The organism is Marinobacter sp. bablab_jr003 (genome assembly GCF_016464245.1).
Classification (GTDB): Bacteria; Pseudomonadota; Gammaproteobacteria; order Pseudomonadales; family Oleiphilaceae; genus Marinobacter; species Marinobacter vinifirmus.
In genome coordinates this window covers 184,984-206,804 of the sequence record NZ_JADARC010000119.1, presented here as the reverse complement: position 1 = coordinate 206,804, position 21,821 = coordinate 184,984, and the positions used below count along the sequence as shown (strand labels likewise).

Here is a 21,821-nt window from a genome sequence, read left to right as displayed (position 1 = left end):
AAGATAAACGTGGAGTTTGTTGGCCCGGATCACAACCCCTGACCAACAAATCCGCACAGTTTCTTCAGAATGCCGATTCCAGGCGCTCGTAGTTGGCAAACCAGGGGTTGGCTTCCTCCAGCTGGGCGGCCAGTTGCAGCAAGCCGCCTTCACCGCCGTGGGCCGCGCCGAACTGAACGCCCACCGGCAGCCCGTCGCGGGTCCAGTGCATGGGCACCGACATCGCCGGGGTTCCGGTCAGGTTGGCCAGCTGGGTGAAGGGGGTTCGGGCCAGGCTTTCCAGGGCCATCTGGTCTACCTGTCCTGAACGGTGTACCAGTTTGCCGGCTTTCAGACCCAGCATCAGCCGGGCGACCAGCTTCAGATGCGCCGGGGTATCCATCTGGCCAATCTGTGCCGGCAACTGACCGGTGGTGGGACAGAGGTACAGATCAAAGCGGTCGAAGAACGCCCCCAGGGCCCGGGCAAAGTCATTCCACTGCTGGCGCCTCCGAACGTAGTCCGGCAGCGGCATGGTGCGGCCGAGCATTCCCAGCAGGCGGGTTTCCAGTTCAAAGTCTTTATCCGTGGCACCGAAGCGTTCCCGGGCGCTGTCCATCAGGGCCGAGACTTCCCCGAAATACAGGGACAGGTAGCACCGGGCCAGGGCCATGCCGTCAAAGTCCGGACGGGCGTATTCCACCTCATGCCCGAGGCCCTCCAGCATTCTTGCGGTTTCTTCCACCGCCGCCACGCATTCAGGGGCCACTTCGGTGTCGTAGGGTGAGGAGGTGAACACACCGATTTTCAGCTTGCCGGGGGATTGCTGCATCTGTTCAAGAAACGACGATTCGGGCTCAGGAATCCGGAACGGGTCACCGCTGGCGGGGCCGGACAGCACATCCAGCATGGCGGCGCTGTCTCGCACAGTGCGGGACACCACGTGATCGGTGGAGGCGCCGGTCCAGGCCTCACCCATGTGCGGGCCCACAGAGATGCGGCCCCGGGATGGTTTCAGGCCGAAAAGGCCGTTGTAGGCCGCCGGAATACGGATGGAACCGCCGCCATCATTAGCACCGGCCATGGGCACAATACCGGCTGCCACTGCGGCACCGGAACCACCGCTGGAACCGCCAGGGGTAAGGTCGGTGTTCCAGGGATTGCGGCTGGGGCCCCAAAGCTCGGATTCCGTCACCGCCTTCAGGCCGAATTCCGGCGTGGCCGTGCGCCCCAGAAACACCAGCCCGGCGTTGCGGGCACGGCGCACGAATTCCGAATCCCGGGTTGGCACATTGGTGCTCAGGGCCCTGCTGCCATAGCTGCAGGGATGACCGGCCTGCTCCTGGGCCAGGTCTTTCAGCAGTATCGGCACGCCGGCAAAGGGCCCGTCTTCAGGGAAACCCTGTTCCATGGCTTCGGTGAACTGCGGATGGCATATCGCGTTGAGTTTGCCATTCACCCGGTTGGCCCGGTCGATGGCCGCTTCAGCTACTTCCCGGGCACTGACGTCGCCCCGGCGAATCAGGTCAGCCAGTGCGGTGGCATCAAAGCTCAGATATTCAGACTGTTTCATCGGCAACCCTGCTTGTTGTTTTGTGGTGCAATCCGGCTGGACATTTGGGGTGTAATCCGGAAACTCCGGAGCTTACGACAATCGTTAGGTGAGTGCCATGGATCTGCTGTTCCCGGAGGCCCTGAGCACGGGCGTGGGATTATTCCTGCTGGCGGCCTCCGCCGTTACCTCCATGCTGACTGCCGTGCTGGGCGCCGGTGGTGGTGTATTGCTGCTGGTGCTGATGGCCACCTGGATTCCGCCAGCGGCGATTATTCCTGTCCACGGCATGATCCAGCTGGGCTCCAACACCGGCAGGGCAGTACTGACCTTTCGCCATATAGACTGGCGGGTGATTCTCGCCTTTGCGCCGGGTGTTGTGGCGGGGGCTGCGCTGGGTGCCTGGTTACTGGTCAACCTTCCCGCTCACCTCTGGCAGCTGACCATTGCCGGCTTCGTGCTGTATCTGTGCTGGGGCCCGAAACTGCCCAAGGCCTCTTTCGGGCCGGCCGGTATTTTCCTGGCCTCGGCCATCACCAGTTTTATCAGCCTGTTTGTGGGTGCCACCGGTCCTTTGGTAGCCGCATTCATCAAGCAGATTCACACCGACCGTTTCAAAACCGTATCCACCTTTGCCGCCGCCATGACCCTGCAGCATGCGCCCAAAGCCCTGGTGTTCGGCTTTGCCGGCTTTGTGTTCTCGGAATGGCTACTGTTCATTGTCGCCATGATTGCCTGCGGCTTTGCCGGCACCTGGCTGGGGCTGCGCCTGCTGAACACCATGACCAACCGCTGGTTCAGCCTGGCGTTCAACGTGGTGCTGACCCTGTTGGCACTGCGGCTGTTATGGCAGGCGGCGCAGTCAGCCGGCTGGTTCGGCTGACACACCTCCGCACTGTTTCGAAAAGCAGCCAGCCCGTTGCAACACATTCGCATTCCTACTTGTAATTCCAGTGATAATAGTTATTATTTAGTTCTGTTTTCATTTTTCCGAGTGTTGCTTCATGGAACCCTTCAGCGCCGTAGCCGAGCCCCTTACCGAACTCAGTCCGTTAAACCAGCTGGTCGACATGGGCGGCCCGATCATGGTTGTGCTGATTGCCCTGGCGGTGATCGGTACCGTTACCTTTGTCTACCTGATGCTGTACGGCAGCTTCTACGCCCCACGATACACCCGCAAGCTGCGCACCCTGGTAGACCAGTGGCAATCTGCCCCGTCGGACACCCGCCCGGAACAGGTGCGCCAGCAAGCAGGCTTTTTCGGGCGCGGCAACCCGCTGATGCACCTGCTGGTGAATACCATGAACGCCTGCCAGACCAACCCCAACACCCCGGCCGTGCGCGAGACCGCCGTGCGGGATGCCCAGGGTGCACTGGAACCCTTTGAAGCACCGCTGAAAATCATCGAAGTGATTGCCGCCCTGGCTCCGCTGCTGGGCCTGCTGGGCACCGTCATGGGCATGATGGAAGCCTTCAGCGCCATGGCCGCCACCGAAGGCCGGGCCAACGCCAGCCAGCTCAGTGGCGGTATCTACGAAGCCCTGATGACCACCGCTGCGGGTCTGATTGTCGCCATTCCCTTTGCCGCCCTGGCCGCCTGGATCGAATTCCGCCTGCGCCGCATCCATAAAACCATCAACAGCGCACTGGTCAGCGTGTTCAATGTGGTGCCCTCTGGCGAGGCCGCCGGTGCGCCTCAGGCTGTCGCAGCGGATGAATCCTTAAAAGCCGCTGACAACCGTAATTATTCCGGCAACGACAACCCGCGCTTCGCCCATGCAGCTGGTTGAACCCCGGCCCAACCGGCCACTACCGATCCGGATTACACCGCTGATTGATGTGGTGTTTATTCTACTGGTGTTTTTCATGCTGACCACCCGGTTGCTGCCCGTGGACTACCTGGAGCTGGGCAATAACACTGAAAGCCGCAGCAGCGTGACCGGCGAGCCCCTGCCTGAACTGCAGGTAACCGCCAGCGGTCAGGTAATGTGGCAGGACAACCGCTACAGCCTCGGGGAATTGCTGGAAGCACTGAAGGCAGCCGGCATCCGGGAAGCCAATCTGGGCACCACCGCCGATGCCCGCCTGGCAGATTTCACCCGCACCCTGAGCGCCCTGGACAACGCCGGCGTGGAAGCGCACTGGAATCGCCAAAGCACCAACGACCTATGACAGAACTGGTTCCTCCTCCATCAACCTCCGGAAAAGGCCTGCTGGACCGGGTTGAAGACGCCCTGCTGCCGCTGATCAACCTGGTGTTCCTGCTGCTGATCTTCTTTATCGTGGCCGGCCAGCTGACCAACGAGCCCCTGCCCGAGCTGCCCGGTGCAGCCCGACAGCAACAGAAACGTGCCCCCGAAGCCGACCTGATGGTTGCGGCCGATGGCCAGTGGAAAGTACAGGGCAAGGTGCTGGGCGAAGAACAGCTGCTGGCCGCCCTGCCGCAACCCGATGACAACAATCCCCTGAGAATTGCCGCAGACCAGTCGCTTACCATGTCCGACCTGGAAGCGCTGCTGTCCGTCCTGGAGCAGGGCGGCTACACCGAGGTTCTGCTGCTGACGGAGCCCGGGCAATGATGCCGCAACACAAGGGCCCCAAGTTGTTGTTTCTGGTGCTGGCTATAGCCGCTACCGGCTTCGGACTGACGCTGGCGGCACCGGACAAACCCATGCCACTTGCTACCCTGGGCGACAGCGCTGTGAACACCGCACCGGCTATCAAAATCAGCCTGGCTGGCCGGAAAACGCCTGCGCCGGTGGAAAAACCTGTTGCCCCCGCTGCCAAGCCAGAGCCTACACCGGAACCGAAACCCGAACCCAAGCCGGCCCCCAAGCCAAAGCCCAAACCCGATCCCAAGCCCGAACCGGCTCCGGAACCCGAACCTCAGCCAGAACCTGAACCCGAGCCAACACCGGAGCCTGCTGCGGAACCGGCACCCGCGCCGGCAGAGCCTGCCCCTGCGGCGGATGTTTCAGAAGCGACTGAGACATCCGGGGAAGAGGGCGATGCCTCGGAAAGCCAGGATGCCGTGCCTCTGCAGACCGCCGGCAACTCCGCCGACGTGAACAGCTACCTGAGCAAACTCAGCCGCCACCTGGCCCGCTACTACGACTACCCGCGCCGGGCCCGCCGGCTGGGTCAGCAGGGCACACCGGTGATCGTGTTCGAGTTCACCCGCACCGGCGAGTTGCTGAACCATTCGCTCCGGGACAGCTCCGGCCACCGCCTGCTGGACGATGCCGCCCTGCAAATGCTGGAACAAGCCGCACCGCTGCCCGCCGTGCCGCCGGAAATGCGGGGCCGAACCTTTGCCTACGCCCTTCCGGTTCGGTTCAGTTTGCGCTGAAAATGCACCAGCGCCACGTAGGCTGCACTGCATCGGTGCTGCCGGCCGCGCCAGAAATAACCGGCCAACCTCGGTCACGTCCGCTTTATTATTGAAATCACTACCTTTTCTTAAAACTGCCAGAGCTGGCACGAACCCTGCTGAGAACCCTTCAGCAGACCAGCACTCTGCCACACCGAAAATGAACGACTTCAGACGACGGCGTCTGCTCACCTTCGCTCTCAGCGCGAATCGTGAGCGGCGCCTTTTTTTTGGCGCCGGCAACCGCGTCAGAAAACCAGGAGGAATCCGTTATGTCCTACATTCTGCCTTCCGAGTTCGTCACCAAGATGGTCGACGCCGGAGAATCGAAAATCTATATGGCCACCCGGGATGTCCTGATCCGGGCCTTCATGGCCGGTGCCATCCTGGCCCTGGCCGCCGTCTTTGCCATCACCGTCACCGTCCAGACCGGCAGCCCCCTGGCCGGAGCCATGCTGTTCCCGGTGGGCTTCTGCATGCTCTACCTGATGGGCTTCGACCTGCTCACCGGCGTGTTCATGCTCACGCCGCTGGCGCTTCTGGACCGGCGCCCGGGCGTGGATACCCGGGGCATTCTGCGCAACTGGGGCTGGGTGTTCCTGGGTAACTTCGGCGGCGCCCTCACCGTGGCCGCCATCATGGCCTTCGTCTTCACCTACGGCTTCAACACCGAGCCCGGTGTGGTAGGCGAAAAAATCGCCTCCATTGGCAAAGCCCGCACCCTGGGTTACGCCGAACACGGCGTTGCGGGCTGGTTTACCATCTTTCTGCGGGGCGTGCTGTGTAACTGGATGGTGTCGATGGGCGTGGTCGGTGCGATGATCTCCACCACGGTGCAGGGCAAGGTACTGGCCATGTGGATGCCGATCATGCTGTTCTTCTACATGGGCTTCGAGCATTCCATTGTGAACATGTTCCTGTTCCCGTTTGCCCTGCTGATGGGCGGCGAGTTCGGCATCATGGACTACTTCATCTGGAATGAAATTCCCACCGTGCTGGGCAACCTGGTGGGCGGCTTGTCCTTCACCGGCCTGACCCTCTATGCCACCCATATACGCACTGCGCCCAAGCGCACGCTGGCAGCGGACTACCGCGCACCAGCCAGCACCCGCAGCGCCTGATCACGGCTGAAGCCCCCGGTGCCGCACACACCGGGGGCTTCACTGGTTCATATCCATGTCCAGCACCCAACAGCTCACGATAGAAGCCGGACAGTTCAGCAGCGCCGGCCGGAAACCGGTCAACCAGGATTTCCACGGCCTGTTGATACCAGACAATCATCAGCGCCACAGCAAAGGCATTGCGGCGGTGATCGCCGACGGCATCAGCTCCAGCAATGTCAGCCAGGAGGCCAGTGAAGCGGCGGTGGCAGGCTTCCTGAGCGACTACTACTCGACCCCCGAGAGCTGGTCGGTGAAACAGTCGGCCGAACGGGTAGTTCGGGCCACCAATGCCTGGCTGCACGCCCAGACCCGGCAAAGCCGTTATCGCTACGACCAGGACCGGGGCTACGTCTGCACCTTCAGTGCCCTGGTGCTGAAATCCGCAACGGCGCACCTGTTTCATGTAGGAGACGCCCGGATTTACCGGCTTCAGGGCAACACCCTGGAACAATTCACGACCGACCACCGGGTCTGGCTTTCGGCCGACGAAAGCTGCCTGAACCGGGCTCTGGGGCTGAGCCCGCAACTGGACATCGAATATCGCAGTGTCGCCCTGCACCGGAACGACGTATTTCTGATGATGACCGATGGTGTATACGAACAACTGTCTGCAGGGGATATCACCAGATGCCTTGCAGACTGCGGGGACAATCTGTATCACGCTGCCCGGGCATTGGCCAACCTGGCACTGGAGCGGGGAAGTGAGGATAACCTGACCGTTCAGGTACTGCGCGTACTCCAGTTACCCTCTCGGACACAGGACGTCAGCGCCCAGGAGGCCTATCGCGAACTGCCCTTCGCGCCCGAGCCCGCACCCGGACAGGTGCTGGACGGGTACCGGATCATCCGGGCCCTGCACATCAGTAGCCGAAGCCACGTTTACCTGGCCGTGGATGAAAGTTCCGGGAAGCAAGTCGCAATCAAGTTTCCCGCCATGGAGTTACGACAGTACCCGGACGAACTGGAGCGATTTGCCACCGAACGCTGGATTGCCCAGCGCGTGCAGAGCCCCCATGTGGTCGCCATCTTTGCCCCGGAGCGCCCGCAAAGTTGCCTGTACCTGGCCACTGACTATGTGGAAGGCTGTACCTTGCGGCAATGGATGCTTGACCACCCTCAGCCAGACCTGGAAACCGTGCGACAACTGGCCGAGCAGATTATCCGGGGACTCAGGGCCTTTCACCGGCTGGAAATGGTGCATCAGGACCTGAAACCGGAAAATGTCCTGATCACACCCGATGGCCAGGCCATGCTGGTCGATTTCGGAGCTACCCGGGTCGCCGGTCTTGAAGAAGCCGGCAAACCTGCCACCGACTATCCGGTTGGCGCAGCCCTCTACTCGGCCCCGGAACTGTTTCTCGGCGAGCCGGGCACCTGGCAGTCGGACCAGTACGCCCTTGGCGTGATTGTCTATCAGCTGTTGACCGGGCACCTGCCCTACCACACCGATGTGCCCCGAATCCGCACTCGCAAACAACTGCGGGCCCTGACATACCGGCCAGCCAGGGCCTGGCGCGAAGACCTGCCACCGTGGCTGGACGCCACCCTGGCCCGGGCCACCCACCCGGAACCCCATCGTCGCTACCCGGCGTTATCGGAACTGCTCTATGAACTCCGACACCCCGGGCAGGACTGGCGCGCCCGACACCATCCTCCTCTCATGGAACGGCACCCGGTACGTTTCTGGCAAGGCGTCTCAGCCCTGCTTCTGCTGGCGCTATTAACTTCCCTGGCCGGAGGCTCCTGGATCTGAGCTCCGGGCCATTTCTTGCCCGGCCAGCAAAAGCTCGCCCGTACGCCAGGCAACGTGTTGCCCGAAGGCACTCAGGAAACGCCATAAAAACACATAACTATATGTTTTATATAAGAATTAAAAAACTGGCACGGGGATTGTTATCAGTTACGCCGTCCAGGGAACAACCTTGGGACACTCACTCACACATTGTCATGGAGCAGACTATGCCAACTCCTTGTTATATCAGCATCGAAGGTAAAACTCAGGGCAACATCACCGCCGGCGCATTCACTTCCGATTCCGTAGGCAACATCTACGTTGAAGGCCACGAAGACGAAGTGCTGGTTCAGGAATTCAGCCACGTTGTCACCGTTCCGACTGATCCCCAGTCCGGCCAGCCTTCCGGCCAGCGCGTTCACAAGCCGTTCAAGTTCACTTCCGCCCTGAACAAATCCACCCCGCTGATGTACAACGCCCTGGCTTCCGGCGAAATGCTGCCGAAAGTAGAGCTCAAGTGGTACCGCACTTCCGTAGAAGGCAAGCAGGAGCACTTCTTCTCCACCATCCTGGAAGATGCCACCATCATCGACATCAACTGCAACATGCCCCACTGCCAGGACGCCGCCAACGCGGACTTCACCCAGCTGGTAACCGTTTCCCTGTCCTACCGCAAGGTAACCTGGGAGCATGCCGTTGCCGGTACTTCCGGTGCAGACGACTGGCGCTCGCCAATCGAAGCCTGATTTTTCAGGTTCGATCCTCGGAAAACGGCTGGCCTTCGGGCCGGCCGTTTTTGTTTCCGGGCTTCATTGTCAGGAACAAACCATTGTGTAAACATACACAACAAGGATCTTATCTTGTGAAAAGTGCTGACCTGATTAAACGACTCAAAGCCGAAGGCTGGGTCAAAGTCGGTGGCAAGGGAGATCACGAAAAGTACAAACATCCGGACAAACCGGGTCATGTTGTGGTTCCGCACCCCCGAAAAGATATTCCCATCGGCACCCTGAGAAGCATTTATCGTCAGGCCGGCTGGGACTGGAGGTAAACGTGCTTTATCCCGTATACGTACACAAGGGCGACGACGAGCACGCCCACGGCGCAGAAATTCCGGACTTCCCCGGCTGTTTTTCCGCTGCCGACCAATGGCAGGAGTTGCCGGGAAAAATCCAGGAGGCCATTGAGCTTTACTGCGAAGACGAAGACATGGAGCTTCCCTCGCCGTCCTCCCTGGACGACCTGATGAATAACCGTGACTATCAGGGTGGTCTCTGGATGATGGTGGATATAGACGTTAACCGCTTGAAAACCCGATCTGTCCGCCTTAACGTCAGCCTTCCGGAAGGCCTGTTGCGTCGCATTGACGAGGAGGCCCGGAGCAGACATATGAGCCGGTCAGCCTTTTTGGCAATGACGGCTCGCAAAGAACTGGAAGCCCGTTAACTCGTGACATCTTCACTCCCCGAATTTACAAAGACACTCGGCACTCTCATGTGCCAGGCCACCCGGGACATTCTATGGGCGCCGGCTGCAAGCTGGGTTCGAAAACAGAACCAGTGTGCAGGACTGGTGCTGCGCGTAGGCTCCGGGCAAGCCACTTACCACCGTTATGATCCCCGCAAGAAGCAACATCTGATCACCTACGGGGCCCGGATGATTGCCGCCAAGCATCAACCGGAAACCGCCCAGGGCTGGTTATCCACCCGGGAAATCCGGAGCCGCGGCTATTTTGAGGGGGAAGTGAGTGTGCTGAACCTGCTGGCGCACACCTGCTGCCATGAGTTTGCCCATTTGTTGCAGCACAGCGCCGGGCAGCGGCATTACGGCTCGGTGCATAACCGGCATTTCTATGAAGCGCTGGATGAGTTGCACCACAGCGGTGCCGCAAACGCCACCCGGCTATACCTTGCGGAACAGGCCAGCGGCTGCGGGATCGAGCTATCCACCGCGCCCTTTGAATTTCCGAGTCCCACTGCGGAGCATCGGCACTGGCAGGTGGGGGATTCAGTGGTATTCGGCGACGGCAGACGCGAAATTCAAGGCCAGGTGGTGCGCGTTAACCGCAAGACTTGCACCGTGACTGTCAGCCAGCATGCCCGGATCCTTCGTTACCGGGTGCCGCTGTCGCTGCTTCGGCGGGCTGCTGCGGCCTGACTCAGGCGGGTTCCCGGGCCCCGGTGCGAGCAAGCAGGTCCTGTATCTCCGGAAGGCAGGAGCCACAGTTGGTACCACACTTCAGGTGCTCGCCCAGTGCCTCCGGGCTGGCCATGCCCTGCTCAATGGCTTGGGCAATCTGGTGCTCACCCACGCCAAAACAGCTGCAGATAATCGGCCCCGCCGCCTCGCCTTCCACCGTCCCTGCTGCCAGTAACGACCGGCGTTGTTCCGGCCCCAGCTCACCGCTGCCGAAGCAACTGTCCAGCCAGTCCAGATCCGGCATGGTCTGAGCACAGGGTTCAACCAGTAACACGGCATCCAGTCGATCGCCGCTGAGCCAGGCGGCTCGGTAACGCTGCCTGGCGCGGTCCTCCATCACCATTTCCGGTTCCCGGGAAAAACACCCTTGCCCCCAGTCATCCCAGTTCATGTCATGGCCACCGGCGAACCACCAGCTGTGACTGTGGGGCAAGCGCTGGCGGCTCCAGTAGACAAGGGCAGTGGTGTCCAATGAAACATCGCTGGCGTCATTCAACATCAGCCTCGCCTGCCAGCAAGTCACCAGGGGCCGGATTGTCGCCACCCCGTGCTTGCCTTCTGGCTGGCCGGAGATGGGGTCCACAACCGGCCGGATCAGGCTGGAGGCCAGGGCAGCAGAGGCAAACCGGCCATTCCAGTGAATGGGCACAAACACTTCACCGGTACGCTGCCCGGTGCTGGCCCGCACCCGACCAACGTAACCGGCACCGCCCTGCCCACGCAGCAACGCCAGCGCGCCTTCCGTCAGGCCAAAGTTGGCAAGATCCGCCGGGTGCAGCTCAATAAAGGGCTCGCTGCGATGGGCAAGCAGTCTGGGGGCCACGGCCGTTCGGGTCATGGTGTGCCATTGGTCCCGGATTCGCCCGGTATTCACCACCAGTGGATACCGGGGGCTCGGTTGCTGCCCGGGCGGCAAACTGGACACAGGCACCAACCGGGCCCGGCCATCCGGCGTAGGGAACCTGCCGTGCGAAAACAGCCGGCGGGTTTGCATCCAGGCTCCTGGATTACCATCCGTAACCGGCCACTGCACCGGCGCCAGTTCGTCGTACTCCTTGTCACTGAGCTGAGACAACGCCGAAATATTGAACACACGCTCGCCCCCGTTTCCATAACCGGACAACGCAGCATGTTCACGAAAAATATCGGCCGGGGAACGGTAGTCGAAGGCTTGGGCATGGCCAAGGGCCCAGGCAACATCCCGCATAATCTGCCAATCCGGCCGGACCTTCTCCGGCAGGGATAGAAACCGCCGTTGGCGCGAAATGCGACGCTCCGAATTAGTCACCGTTCCATCTTTCTCGCCCCAGCCGGCAGCCGGCAAGAGGATATCGGCAAACTGCGTGGTATCGGTCTGAGCCACACAGTCCGAAACGATCAACGTCTGGCAACGGGACAGTGCCTGGTGAATCCGGTCAGTGTCCGGCAGGCTGACTGCGGGGTTGGTTCCCATTACCCAGAGCACACGGATCTCACCCCGGTGAACCGCCTCGAACAACTCCACGGCTTTATGGCCAGGCCCCTTGGCCATCTGCTCGCTGTGCCAGAAATCCGAGACCCGGAGCATGGCGCCCGGGGTGTCATAATCCATATGGGCTGCCAGGGTATTGGCGAGCCCGCCGACCTCACGACCACCCATGGCATTGGGCTGCCCGGTTAACGAAAACGGGCTCGCACCCGGTAGGCCCACCCGCCCGGTAGCCAGATGGCAGTTAATGATGGCATTGGCTTTGTCGGTACCGGCGACCGACTGATTAATACCCTGGGAAAAAGCGGTCACAGTGCGCCCGGTGTCTGCAAACCACTCATAGAAGCACCGTACATCTTCTGCTGCCAGATCGCAGCCGCTGGCCACCGCTTGCACAGAAGGGGCACAGGACCGGGCGATCGCCAGGGTTTCCTCGAAACCGTTACAGTGCTTTGCAATATAGTCATCCGCCAGCGCTTCATGATCCTGCAGCCAGACCAGCAAGCCGTTGAACAACAGGGTGTCTGTTCCGGGGCGAAGCTGAAGGTGCAGGTCCGCCAGGTCGGTCGTTGCTGTCTTTCTGGGATCGATGACCACCACTCTCCGTCCCTGACGACCTGCCGCACTCATCCGCTGGTACAGCACCGGGTGGGCCCAGGCGGCGTTGCTGCCCGCAAGCACCAGCAAGTCCGCCAGCTCAAGATCCTCGTAGCAGCCCGGGACACAGTCCTCGCCAAAGGCACGCTTGTGGGCCGCAACGGCCGAGGACATGCACAGTCTGGAATTGGTATCCACATGCGGAGTGCCGATAAAGCCCTTGGCCAGCTTGTTGGCAACGTAATAATCCTCCGTGAGCAACTGCCCGGAGAGATAGAAAGCCACCGACTCCGGACCATGCTCCCGCACCGATTCAGAAATGGCCCCGGCTATCCGGTCAATGGCCTCAGCCCACGTCACCTCACGCCCCCCGACCTTTGGCTCCAACAACCGGTTCGGATCCTCCAGCGTCTCGTGCAAGGCAGAGCCCTTGACGCAAAGCCGGCCGCCATTAGCCGGATGCAGGCGATCGCCCCCGACATAGCCGGAGGTGGCCAGCACACCGCAGCCAACACCACAGTAGGGGCAGGTGGTGGCAATAGAGTCCGTTGGAGTGTCGTGGTGTTTCATGCTGTTCCTCGCTTTTAACCAAAAAAACCCGCCTCCCGGGTTCTGTTTCCAGAGCCGGGGGCGGGCTTCGTTGCCTGAGTTGTCTGTCTTTAAAGAAAGCAATTAGGAGGCCAGTGCACGCTTTGATGCCTGTAAGGGCCTTGAATGCCGCATGGTGCGCAGGTTGAAGCCAGGCTGCACCGTTAAAAAGATCCCGTGGAAAGCCTCTCGATTGGTGTTCACCTTGGTGCAATTGTCCATTTTCTGCACCAAAACCACCCCGGCACAGAACCGGGCGCCCCTGCCTGAACGACCAGGGATCCCGCAACCTACTGAAATACATGAATAGTTCCAAATGGCACGGCTTGTGCTGAGTAATTAGTGAACCATCACGACATCACAGCTCTCATTTACAGGCATCGGCGCCTGCTCTCCGGCAACGGAGGCAGGCGCTTTTTTTTGCGCGTCTGGAATGAAAGAACCGAGAGGCATCCCGATGAAGACAGTGAACCATTATGTTCGACCTTTACTGACCGCCACCCTGATCGGTCTGAGTTCCCTGGCCCAGGCCGAGATTGGCCCGGCGGAGAAACCCGACCTGAAGCTTGGCTTCATCAAGCTCACGGATATGGCCCCGCTGGCGGTTGCCTGGGAACAGGGCTACTTCATGGACGAGGGCCTGTTCGTGGAGCTCGAAGCCCAGGCGAACTGGAAGGTGTTGCTGGACCGGGTGATCACCGGCGAACTGGACGGTGCGCATATGCTGGCCGGCCAGCCGCTGGGCGCCTCCATAGGCTATGGCACCCAAGCCGACATCATCACCGCCTTCAGCATGGACCTCAACGGCAACGGCATTACCGTGTCCAACGATGTCTGGGAAGCGATGAAACCGAACCTGGAGATGGAAGGCGAGCGTCTGGCCCACCCGATTTCAGCCAGCGCCCTTAAGCCCGTGGTGGAGCAGACCCGTGCCAATGGCGAGCGCTTCCGCATGGGCATGGTGTTTCCGGTGTCCACCCACAATTACGAACTGCGTTACTGGCTGGCCGCCGGTGGCCTGAATCCCGGCTTCTACGCGCCCCAGCGCGGTGACACCAGCGGCACCCTCGAGGCCGACGTGCACCTTTCCGTAACGCCACCGCCGCAAATGCCGGCCACCATGGAAGCGGGCACCATCCAGGGCTACTGCGTGGGTGAACCCTGGAACCAGCAGGCGGTGTTCAAGGGCATCGGTGTGCCGGTGATTACCGACTACGAAATCTGGCCCAACAACCCGGAAAAGGTATTCGGGGTGACCGAATCCTGGGCGGAGCAATACCCCAACACTCACCTGCGTTTACTGCGGGCGCTGATCCGCGCCGCTTACTGGCTGGACGAAAACCAGAACGCCAACCGGGAAGCCGCCGTGGACATTCTGGCGCGTCCCAGCTACGTGGGGGCCGACAGGGAAGTCATTGCCAACTCCATGACCGGCACCTTCGAGTATGAAAAGGGCGATGTCCGGGAAGTACCGGATTTCAACGTCTTCTTCCGCTACCACGCCACCTACCCCTATCCGTCTGATGCGATCTGGTACCTGAGCCAGATGCGTCGCTGGGGACAGATTCCCGAGGCGAAATCCGACGACTGGTACATGAAGACCGCAGCCCGGGTGTATCGGGGCGATCTTTACGCCGAAGCCGCCCAGTCACTGATCGAGGACGGCCTGATGACCGCCAGTGACTTCCCGGACTTTGCCCAGGAGAACTTTGAACGTCCAATGCAGGGTGAGCTGATTGACGGTGTACCGTTCACTCCGCGCCAACCCAACGCCTACATCGATCGTTTCAGTATCGGCCTGAAAGGGTCAGAGACACCGTGAGGGAGGGCTAAAAATGACTACGTTAAGTGCAAGAATCGGTCAGTCCATGGCCAGTGGCAGCCGCCAGCTGCTTTCCGGTATGCATCCGCGCGAATGGCTCACGCGGGGCAAAGAGCTGCTGTTGCCGCTGGTTGGTATTCTGCTCTTCCTCGGCTTCTGGCACCTGGCCGCACCGCAGGTGGAAACCTCCCTGGGGGCTTTCCCCGGCCCGGTGCAGGTGTGGGAGCAATCCGGACAACTGTGGCAGGAGCACGCCAGCCAGCGGGAGCGGGCCGATAAGTTCATCACCATGCAGGAGGAGCGTAATGCCCGCATTCTGGCCGACAATCCGCAGGCAGACGTCCGCATCCGGGATTACCCGGGCGCGCCCACCTTTCTCGACCAGGTGGTCACCAGCCTGCTGACCGTACTGGCCGGTTTCGCCCTGGCGTCATTGATTGCAGTGCCGTTGGGCATTGTCTTTGGCCTGAACCGGTACTTCCAGGCTGCGGTGAATCCCCTGATACAGATCTTCAAACCGGTCTCTCCGCTGGCCTGGCTGCCGCTGGTGACCATGGTGGTATCGGCTACCTATGTCAGTGACGATCCAATGTTCGAGAAGTCGTTCCTGACCTCGATGATTACGGTCACTCTGTGCAGTCTCTGGCCAACACTGATCAACACCAGCGTTGGAGTGGCAGCGGTAAACCCCGACCTGCTGAACGTCTCCCGGGTACTTCGGCTGTCGTTCTGGACCCATGTTCGCAAGGTGGTTTTGCCTTCGTCGGTGCCGATGATATTTACCGGCTTGAGGGTGTCGTTGGGCATTGCCTGGATGGTGCTGATCGCCGCTGAGATGCTGGCGCAGAGCCCGGGGCTGGGTAAGTTCGTCTGGGATGAGTTCCAGAATGGCAGTAGCCAGTCTTTGAGTCGGATTATGGTGGCGGTGCTGGCCATCGGGTTTATCGGGTTTTTGCTGGATCGGGTAATGCTGTTAATTCAGAAAAAGGTGGCATGGAATGAATAAGACACATCTGGAACTAACCGGAGTCGAGATGGCGTTTGATACGCCGAAAGGACCCTTCGTTGCCCTGGACAATGTGAACCTGAAGATCCAGAAAGGGGAGTTTGTTTCGCTGATCGGCCATTCCGGCTGCGGAAAATCGACGGTGCTGAACATTGTTGCCGGGTTACTGCAGGCCTCCAGGGGTGGCTGTGTGCTGGATGGGCATGAGGTGAATTCGCCCGGCCCCGAGCGGGCGGTGGTGTTTCAGAATCATGCCCTGATGCCCTGGTTAACGGTGTATGAAAACGTGGAACTGGCGGTGCGGCAGGTGTTTCGCAAGTCGATGACCCGGCAGGAGCGCAAGGACTGGATTACCCACAACCTGGAACTGGTGAATATGGCCCACGCCGCCAACAAGCGGCCAGGCGAGATTTCCGGGGGGATGGCGCAGCGGGTGGGCATCGCCCGGGCATTGGCCATGAAACCCAGTGTGTTGCTGATGGATGAGCCGTTCGGGGCACTGGATGCCCTGACACGGGCCCATCTGCAGGATTCGCTGATGGAAATTCAGCAGGAGCTGAACAATACCGTGATCATGATTACCCACGATGTGGACGAGGCGGTGCTGTTGTCCGACCGCATTATCATGATGACCAACGGGCCTGCCGCCACGGTGGGGGAGGATCTGCACATTGATCTGCCAAGGCCTCGCAATCGTGTGGCCCTGGCGGATGATGCCAAATATGTGCATTACCGGCAGGAGGTGTTGTCCTTCCTGTACGAGAAGCAGCGCAAGCTGGAGTCTCTGAACAGTCGCCGCGGCAGCAGTGCAAAACCCGAGGCGCCGGCAGCCAGGCATTCAGCTTCGGCCTGACTTTATGCCGGGGCGGGGCGCCCCGTCCCGGCCTGGTTCAAGTATCAGCTTAAGACCCCTGCCATGGATACCAGGGCCCGGGCGACTTCGGGCAGTCGTTTGCCCTGGTCCATGGCCAGTTTTCGCAGCAGGCGGTGGGCTTCGTCATTGCTGATGTTGCGGTGTTCCATCAACAGCAAGACGGCCTTTTCCTGGGTACGACGATCTTCCAGAGCTTCTTTGGCGCTCTGCAATTCTTCGGACATCTGGCGCAGGCGGCGGGTCTGTTCCTGAACCAGGTCAAAGATGGATCGGCCTGCCTGCTGCCCGACACCTTCCCCGGCCCATGCGTCGGCGGTTCCGGCATCTACACCGTTATCGCAGACCACCAGCACAGGCGTTGGTGAGGCATGCCGTTGTTCCAGCGAGGCCAGCAGGGTTTCCTGGTGAGCCAGGGAATGGCGGGCTTCGGTGTAGCGTTGAACGCAGCGATGGTGAAAGGCGCTCTCCACCGAATCCTCAATCTTCTTCAAATCGTCCATACGGTCGGTCATCAGGTTAAACCAGCGGTCGGCCATCTCGTTATCCAGGGACTTGTAACGCCCGACCGAGACGGCCGTCTGTCGCATCCGCTCGATTTCCAGTTCCCGCGGGTGAGCGCGCAGGGCTTGCCAGAGCGACAGGCTGTCTTCGTTAGCAAAGCCGATAAACACCTCAAAGCACCGTTCCTGTGCTTCAACCAGGTGCATCATGCGCCGGGACAGTGCGTTATCGAAGTGCCCGCTGGAGAATCCCGCCGAGCCTGCGGCCCTCTCCTGACCGCAGTATTCCTTGCCATTCATCACATGCACCATGGCTACCAGCAGGCCGGCGATAGAAGGCTCGGCCACGGTTTCAGCCGCCTCGAAAACCACGGTAATCAGTTGATGAATACTGTCGCAAAACCACTCCGTGGCCTCCGAGACACTGGCCACCTGTTCATTCACTCTCTGCCGTAACCCCGGCAGTTGATCGAGGCTGTGCAAGGCGCTGGCGATGTGCCCGAGCAGAGGGCTGCTGACCGGATGGGTGGTGAGATCCTCCTGAATGTCTGCCAGTGCCTGCCGGAAGGTGGCGGCCAGTTGGTCGTTCTCGCCGGCCATGAAGGTCCGTTCCCGGGCAAAGCGCTGGCAACCGGACCCCAGATAAAGGTTGGTGGCACCACGCTCCCTTTGCAGGCCATGGACCAGGTTGCCAACGCTCTGCACCAACCGCCCCATCTGCAGAAAGTACTCCAGATTACGGATCTCACACTGGCGGGAGGCCATCAGAAATTCCGCAGCAGTCGCTGTCGCGGTCATACGGGGATGGCGTTTGGTGTTCATGGTGCAGCTCCTGGTGTCATTACACAATTTGTTCCTGTCTGCCCGGTATGCAGCAATTTACAGGCCACCCCTTCCGGCCCAATCATCGTGCACCTCGCCCCATCCCGGGGCACCCTTTTCACTCTAACCAGCCCGTCTCCTCCATCGATTTACTGTAACTCATTGAATAATAATGGTATGGAAAGTTGGCACGAAGATCGCTAATCCTTAATCAAGGACGACTGTCCCGGCCATGGAATCAGGCCGGACCATCAGATCATTGTTGTTGGCATTGGTGCCGGACCATCTGTTCTCTTCGGAGAGCATGATGCTCCGGCTTTTTTCGTTGCTGGAGGAGTTCAATTCCATGGAACACACACAGGACAACCCGCTGGTGATCTGCGGCCACGGCATGGTCGCGCAGCGGCTGCTGGAGCAACTGGTAGCCCAGGGGCATCCGTTCAGCCGGATTGTGGTGTTTAACGGTGAGCCCTTCGCTGCCTACAACCGGATCCAGTTGTCGTCATTACTGGCTGATCAGATTCAGGAAACCGATCTGGAACTGAAACCCTGGCAGTGGTTCCGGAAACACAGCATTGAGGTGCACCAGCACGAGCCTGTCACCCATATCGATCCGGGCCAGCGCCAGGTAACAACCGCCTGTGGCCGCATTCAGCCCTACCACACGCTGGTGCTGGCCACCGGAGCGCGCCCCTCCCGCCCTGGCCTCCCAGGTGAAGACCTTGACGGCGTGATGAACTTCCGGGATCTGGCCGACACCCGCACGCTGATCCGGCAGGCTCAGGCACACCGGCGGGCCGTGGTAATCGGCGGAGGGTTTCTGGGACTGGAGGCGGCCGAAGGGCTGCGGGCCCGAGGCATGAAGGTTACGGTTCTGCACCGCAGCGGCCATCTGCTCAACCGCCAGCTGAACCCCATCGCCGGCGACATCCTGAAGCAGAAGTTACAGCAGCGGGGGCTGAGTATCCGAACCGGCACCTCGCCGGTCTCCCTGCTCGGCCGGAATCAGGTCCGCGCCGTGGAACTGAGTGACGGCACGGTACTGGCCACTGACCTGGTAGTTATTGCCACCGGCATTGAACCCAACAAGGGATTGGCAGCTGACGCCGGCCTCAACTGTGACCGGGGTATTCGAGTCAATCCAAACCTGATGACGTCCAACCCGCATATCTACGCACTGGGTGAGTGCTGTCAGTTTCAGGAGCACACCTTTGGCCTGGTCGAACCCGGTTACGAGCAGGCCCGAATCCTGGCACAGCATCTTTGCCAGGTACCGGGAGCCAGAGCGTTTGAGCCCGGAGAAGTGGCCACCCGCCTGAAGATCAGTGATCTGGCCATTTTTTCCTGCGGCCGCATAGCCCCGGGCGAGCATACCGAAATCATTGAATGGCAGGACCGAACCCACGCGGTCTACGGCCAACTGCTGCTGGATGGCAGCCGGCTGGCCGGCGCCATCCTGCTGGGCGATACCGCCAACGGGCCCTGGTACAGCGAACTGATTCGTTCCGGCGCCGATGTCTCCCGCTACCGGGACACCATCGCTTTCGGCAAAACCTATTGCGACGCAGCGGCCTGATAGGCTGCCAAGAGAGAGGACAACACCATGAGCAAACAAACCCTGATTGTGATCGGCAACGGCATGGTTGGCCATCACTTCCTGGAGCAATTCACCCAGTCGCCGGCTGCCGGGAGTTTTAACATTCTGGTGTTCGGGGAAGAGAAGCAACTGGCCTACGACCGGGTGCACCTGTCGGAGTACTTCAGTGGCTCCACCCATGCCGACCTGGCCATGGGCACGGCAGACTGGTATAGGGAACAGGGCATTGACCTTCGCCTGAATGAGCCGGTTACCGCCATCGACCGTGACGCCCGGGTGATAACCACCGCCAAGGGCGTATATCCCTATGACGAACTGGTACTGGCCACCGGCTCCTATCCGTTTGTACCGCCGATTGAAGGCAACGACCGGGACGGATGCTTTGTGTACCGCACCCTGGACGACCTGGACGCCATTCAGGCCAGCGCCCAGTCTGCAAAAACCGGCGTGGTGGTGGGCGGCGGTCTGCTGGGGCTGGAAGCGGCGAATGCCCTGAAAAGCCTCGGCCTGCAGGCCCATGTGGTGGAATTCGCCCCGCGCCTGATGCCGGTGCAGCTGGACGATCAGGGCGGCGCCCTGTTGCGTCAGAAGATCGAGGACCTCGGCGTACAGGTGCACACCGAGAAAGCCACCACCGCCATCGTGCCGGGAAGCGGTGCGCGGCTACGGATGAATTTCTCGGATGAGAGCCACCTGGAAACCGACCTGATTGTATTCTCCGCCGGCATCCGCCCCCAGGATACCCTGGCCCGGGCCTGTGGCCTGGAAGTGGGCGAGCGCGGCGGGATTGTGGTCAACAATCAATGCACCACCTCAGACCCGAACATTCACGCCATCGGTGAATGCGCGCTCTGGAACAACTTTGTCTTCGGCCTGGTGGCTCCGGGTTACACCATGGCGCGCACCCTGTCGGCCGCTTTGAACAAAGACACCAGCGCGGCCTTTACCGGTGCCGATATGAGCACCAAGCTCAAGCTGCTGGGGGTGGATGTGGGCTCCATTGGCGATGCCCACGCCCAGACCCCGGGTGCACGCAATATCCGTTTTCACGATGAGCAGGCCGGCCACTACCGGCGCATGGTGGTGAGCCAGGACGGCAAGACTCTGCTGGGCGCCATTCTGGTGGGCGACAACGGCCCCTACGACACCCTGCTGCAATACGCCCTCAACGGCATCGAGCTACCGGCGAACCCGGAAGCGCTGATTCTGCCGGAAAGCGAAGGCGGCGCCCCGGCCCTGGGGGCCGATGCCCTGCCGGATACCGCGTCCATCTGTTCCTGCCACAACGTCACCAAGGGCGATATCTGCGGCGCCATTGACGCCGGTTGCACCGACCTGGGCGGCGTGAAGGCCGAAACGAAAGCCAGCACCGGCTGCGGCGGCTGTGCCGCTTTGCTCAAAAAGGTGGTGGACAGCGAGCTGGAAAAGCGCGGCGTGGAGGTATGCACGGATCTGTGCGAGCACTTCGCCTACACTCGCCAGGAGCTGTTCCACCTGGTGAAGGTGAACGGTATCCGCACCTTCCGGGGCCTGCTCAAACAATACGGCAAGGGCCAGGGCTGTGACATCTGCAAGCCAACGGTGGGCTCCATTCTGGCCACCTGCTGGAACGAGCACATCCTGGCCACGGACCACGTACCGCTGCAGGACACCAACGATACCTTCATGGCCAACATGCAGAAGAACGGCACTTACTCCATCGTGCCACGCATTCCGGGCGGCGAGATTACCCCTGAAAAGCTGATTGTGCTGGGCGAAGTGGCCAGGGAGTACGATCTGTACACCAAGATCACCGGCGGGCAGAGGGTGGATCTGTTCGGCGCCACCCTGAGCGAACTACCGGAGATCTGGGAAAAGCTGATTGCCGCCGGCTTCGAAACCGGCCACGCCTACGGTAAATCCCTGCGCACGGTGAAGTCCTGCGTCGGCAGCACCTGGTGCCGCTACGGCGTGCAGGACAGTGTTGGCATGGCGATCACCCTGGAGAATCGCTACAAGGGCCTGCGGGCGCCTCACAAGGTGAAGATGGCGGTGTCTGGCTGTACCCGGGAGTGTGCCGAGGCCCAGAGCAAGGACTTCGGGGTGATTGCCACGGAGAAGGGCTGGAATCTGTATGTCTGTGGCAATGGAGGCATGCGGCCACGGCATGGGGATCTGTTCGCCACGGATCTGTCGGATGAGGAGCTGATCCGCACGATTGACCGGGTGGTGATGTTCTATGTGCGCACGGCGGACCGGCTGCAGCGGACATCGGTGTGGATGGAGAATCTGGAGGGTGGTCTGGCGTATCTGAAGCAGGTGGTGCTGGAGGACAGCCTGGGTATTGGTGAGGAGCTGGAGCAACATATGGCGGATCTGGTGGATACCTATCAGTGCGAGTGGAAGACCGCCGTTGAGGATCCTGAGAAGCGCAAGCGGTTCCGGGAGTTTGTGAATGCGCCGTTGCAGAGGGATCCGGTGCAGCGTTGGACTTCGGAGCGGGGGCAGCGTCGGCCTGTTTTGGAGGTGGTTTCTTCCTAGCCTTCTGATCCGGTGCAGGAGCCAGGCGGCAT

At 60.8% G+C, this 21,821-nt stretch carries 19 protein-coding genes; 16 read left to right on the top strand and 3 right to left on the bottom strand.

Annotated features, from left to right (window positions below):
• Positions 1 to 64 precede the first annotated feature (64 nt).
• On the bottom strand, positions 65 to 1,552 hold the full coding sequence (locus H3Z84_RS13195; RefSeq protein WP_199457758.1) for an amidase: 1,488 nt from the start codon (positions 1,550 to 1,552) through the stop codon (positions 65 to 67).
• 97 nt (positions 1,553 to 1,649) lie between these two features.
• Between H3Z84_RS13195 and H3Z84_RS13190 the strand changes: the two genes are divergently transcribed.
• From H3Z84_RS13190 to H3Z84_RS13140, 11 genes are all read left to right on the top strand, one after another.
• Positions 1,650 to 2,414 carry a sulfite exporter TauE/SafE family protein gene (locus H3Z84_RS13190; RefSeq protein ID WP_022990536.1) on the top strand — a complete coding sequence of 255 codons (765 nt, stop codon included), beginning with the start codon at positions 1,650 to 1,652 and terminating at the stop codon, positions 2,412 to 2,414.
• Between the two features lie 121 nt (positions 2,415 to 2,535).
• Entirely contained in the window at positions 2,536 to 3,321 is a 786-nt protein-coding gene (locus H3Z84_RS13185) for a MotA/TolQ/ExbB proton channel family protein (protein WP_199457757.1), read from the top strand.
• Positions 3,308 to 3,703 carry an ExbD/TolR family protein gene (locus H3Z84_RS13180; protein ID WP_199457756.1) on the top strand — a complete coding sequence of 132 codons (396 nt, stop codon included), beginning with the start codon at positions 3,308 to 3,310 and terminating at the stop codon, positions 3,701 to 3,703. The genes H3Z84_RS13185 and H3Z84_RS13180 overlap by 14 nt, the downstream gene beginning before the upstream one ends.
• Positions 3,700 to 4,110, top strand: coding sequence for an ExbD/TolR family protein (locus H3Z84_RS13175; protein ID WP_199457755.1), 411 nt, complete (start codon positions 3,700 to 3,702; stop codon positions 4,108 to 4,110). Before H3Z84_RS13180 ends, H3Z84_RS13175 begins: the two co-directional genes overlap by 4 nt.
• Positions 4,107 to 4,880, top strand: a complete 774-nt coding sequence (locus H3Z84_RS13170) for an energy transducer TonB (protein WP_228285851.1) — start codon at positions 4,107 to 4,109, stop codon at positions 4,878 to 4,880. Before H3Z84_RS13175 ends, H3Z84_RS13170 begins: the two co-directional genes overlap by 4 nt.
• Before the next feature lie 293 nt (positions 4,881 to 5,173).
• A complete protein-coding gene (locus H3Z84_RS13165) occupies positions 5,174 to 6,022 on the top strand; it encodes a formate/nitrite transporter family protein (RefSeq protein ID WP_199457754.1) in 849 nt (282 codons plus the stop codon).
• A gap of 55 nt (positions 6,023 to 6,077) precedes the next feature.
• Positions 6,078 to 7,817 (top strand): bifunctional protein-serine/threonine kinase/phosphatase, encoded by a 1,740-nt coding sequence (locus H3Z84_RS13160; RefSeq protein ID WP_199457753.1) that lies wholly within the window; start codon positions 6,078 to 6,080, stop codon positions 7,815 to 7,817.
• A gap of 206 nt (positions 7,818 to 8,023) precedes the next feature.
• Positions 8,024 to 8,542, top strand: a complete 519-nt coding sequence (locus H3Z84_RS13155) for an Hcp family type VI secretion system effector (RefSeq protein WP_100687468.1) — start codon at positions 8,024 to 8,026, stop codon at positions 8,540 to 8,542.
• 116 nt (positions 8,543 to 8,658) lie between these two features.
• Positions 8,659 to 8,847, top strand: coding sequence for a type II toxin-antitoxin system HicA family toxin (locus H3Z84_RS13150; protein WP_058342274.1), 189 nt, complete (start codon positions 8,659 to 8,661; stop codon positions 8,845 to 8,847).
• 2 nt (positions 8,848 to 8,849) lie between these two features.
• Positions 8,850 to 9,242 carry a type II toxin-antitoxin system HicB family antitoxin gene (locus H3Z84_RS13145; RefSeq protein ID WP_094624551.1) on the top strand — a complete coding sequence of 131 codons (393 nt, stop codon included), beginning with the start codon at positions 8,850 to 8,852 and terminating at the stop codon, positions 9,240 to 9,242.
• Between the two features lie 48 nt (positions 9,243 to 9,290).
• Positions 9,291 to 9,953: a hypothetical protein gene (locus H3Z84_RS13140; protein WP_022990529.1), complete on the top strand. Its 663-nt coding sequence runs from the start codon at positions 9,291 to 9,293 to the stop codon at positions 9,951 to 9,953.
• 1 nt (position 9,954) lies between these two features.
• On the opposite strand, the gene H3Z84_RS13135 is transcribed toward H3Z84_RS13140, so the two are convergent.
• Positions 9,955 to 12,630 (bottom strand): nitrate reductase, encoded by a 2,676-nt coding sequence (locus H3Z84_RS13135; RefSeq protein WP_199457752.1) that lies wholly within the window; start codon positions 12,628 to 12,630, stop codon positions 9,955 to 9,957.
• A 475-nt stretch (positions 12,631 to 13,105) separates the two neighbouring features.
• On the opposite strand from H3Z84_RS13135, the gene H3Z84_RS13130 reads away from it, so the two are divergent.
• The 3 genes from H3Z84_RS13130 to H3Z84_RS13120 are packed head-to-tail and all read left to right on the top strand — an operon-like array spanning position 13,106 to position 16,329.
• Positions 13,106 to 14,470 carry a CmpA/NrtA family ABC transporter substrate-binding protein gene (locus H3Z84_RS13130; protein WP_199457751.1) on the top strand — a complete coding sequence of 455 codons (1,365 nt, stop codon included), beginning with the start codon at positions 13,106 to 13,108 and terminating at the stop codon, positions 14,468 to 14,470.
• Positions 14,471 to 14,483: 13 nt separating this feature from the next.
• Positions 14,484 to 15,476, top strand: coding sequence for an ABC transporter permease (locus H3Z84_RS13125; protein ID WP_199457750.1), 993 nt, complete (start codon positions 14,484 to 14,486; stop codon positions 15,474 to 15,476).
• On the top strand, positions 15,469 to 16,329 hold the full coding sequence (locus H3Z84_RS13120; protein WP_199457749.1) for an ABC transporter ATP-binding protein: 861 nt from the start codon (positions 15,469 to 15,471) through the stop codon (positions 16,327 to 16,329). Before H3Z84_RS13125 ends, H3Z84_RS13120 begins: the two co-directional genes overlap by 8 nt.
• Before the next feature lie 44 nt (positions 16,330 to 16,373).
• On the opposite strand, the gene H3Z84_RS13115 is transcribed toward H3Z84_RS13120, so the two are convergent.
• Positions 16,374 to 17,672: a nitrate regulatory protein gene (locus tag H3Z84_RS13115; RefSeq protein WP_199457748.1), complete on the bottom strand. Its 1,299-nt coding sequence runs from the start codon at positions 17,670 to 17,672 to the stop codon at positions 16,374 to 16,376.
• Positions 17,673 to 18,018: 346 nt separating this feature from the next.
• Here H3Z84_RS13115 and H3Z84_RS13110 point away from each other — a divergent pair, with 346 nt between their 5' ends.
• Positions 18,019 to 19,248, top strand: coding sequence for an NAD(P)/FAD-dependent oxidoreductase (locus tag H3Z84_RS13110; RefSeq protein ID WP_228285850.1), 1,230 nt, complete (start codon positions 18,019 to 18,021; stop codon positions 19,246 to 19,248).
• Between the two features lie 27 nt (positions 19,249 to 19,275).
• Positions 19,276 to 21,789 (top strand): nitrite reductase large subunit NirB, encoded by a 2,514-nt coding sequence (nirB, locus tag H3Z84_RS13105; protein WP_199457747.1) that lies wholly within the window; start codon positions 19,276 to 19,278, stop codon positions 21,787 to 21,789.
• Positions 21,790 to 21,821 lie beyond the last annotated feature (32 nt).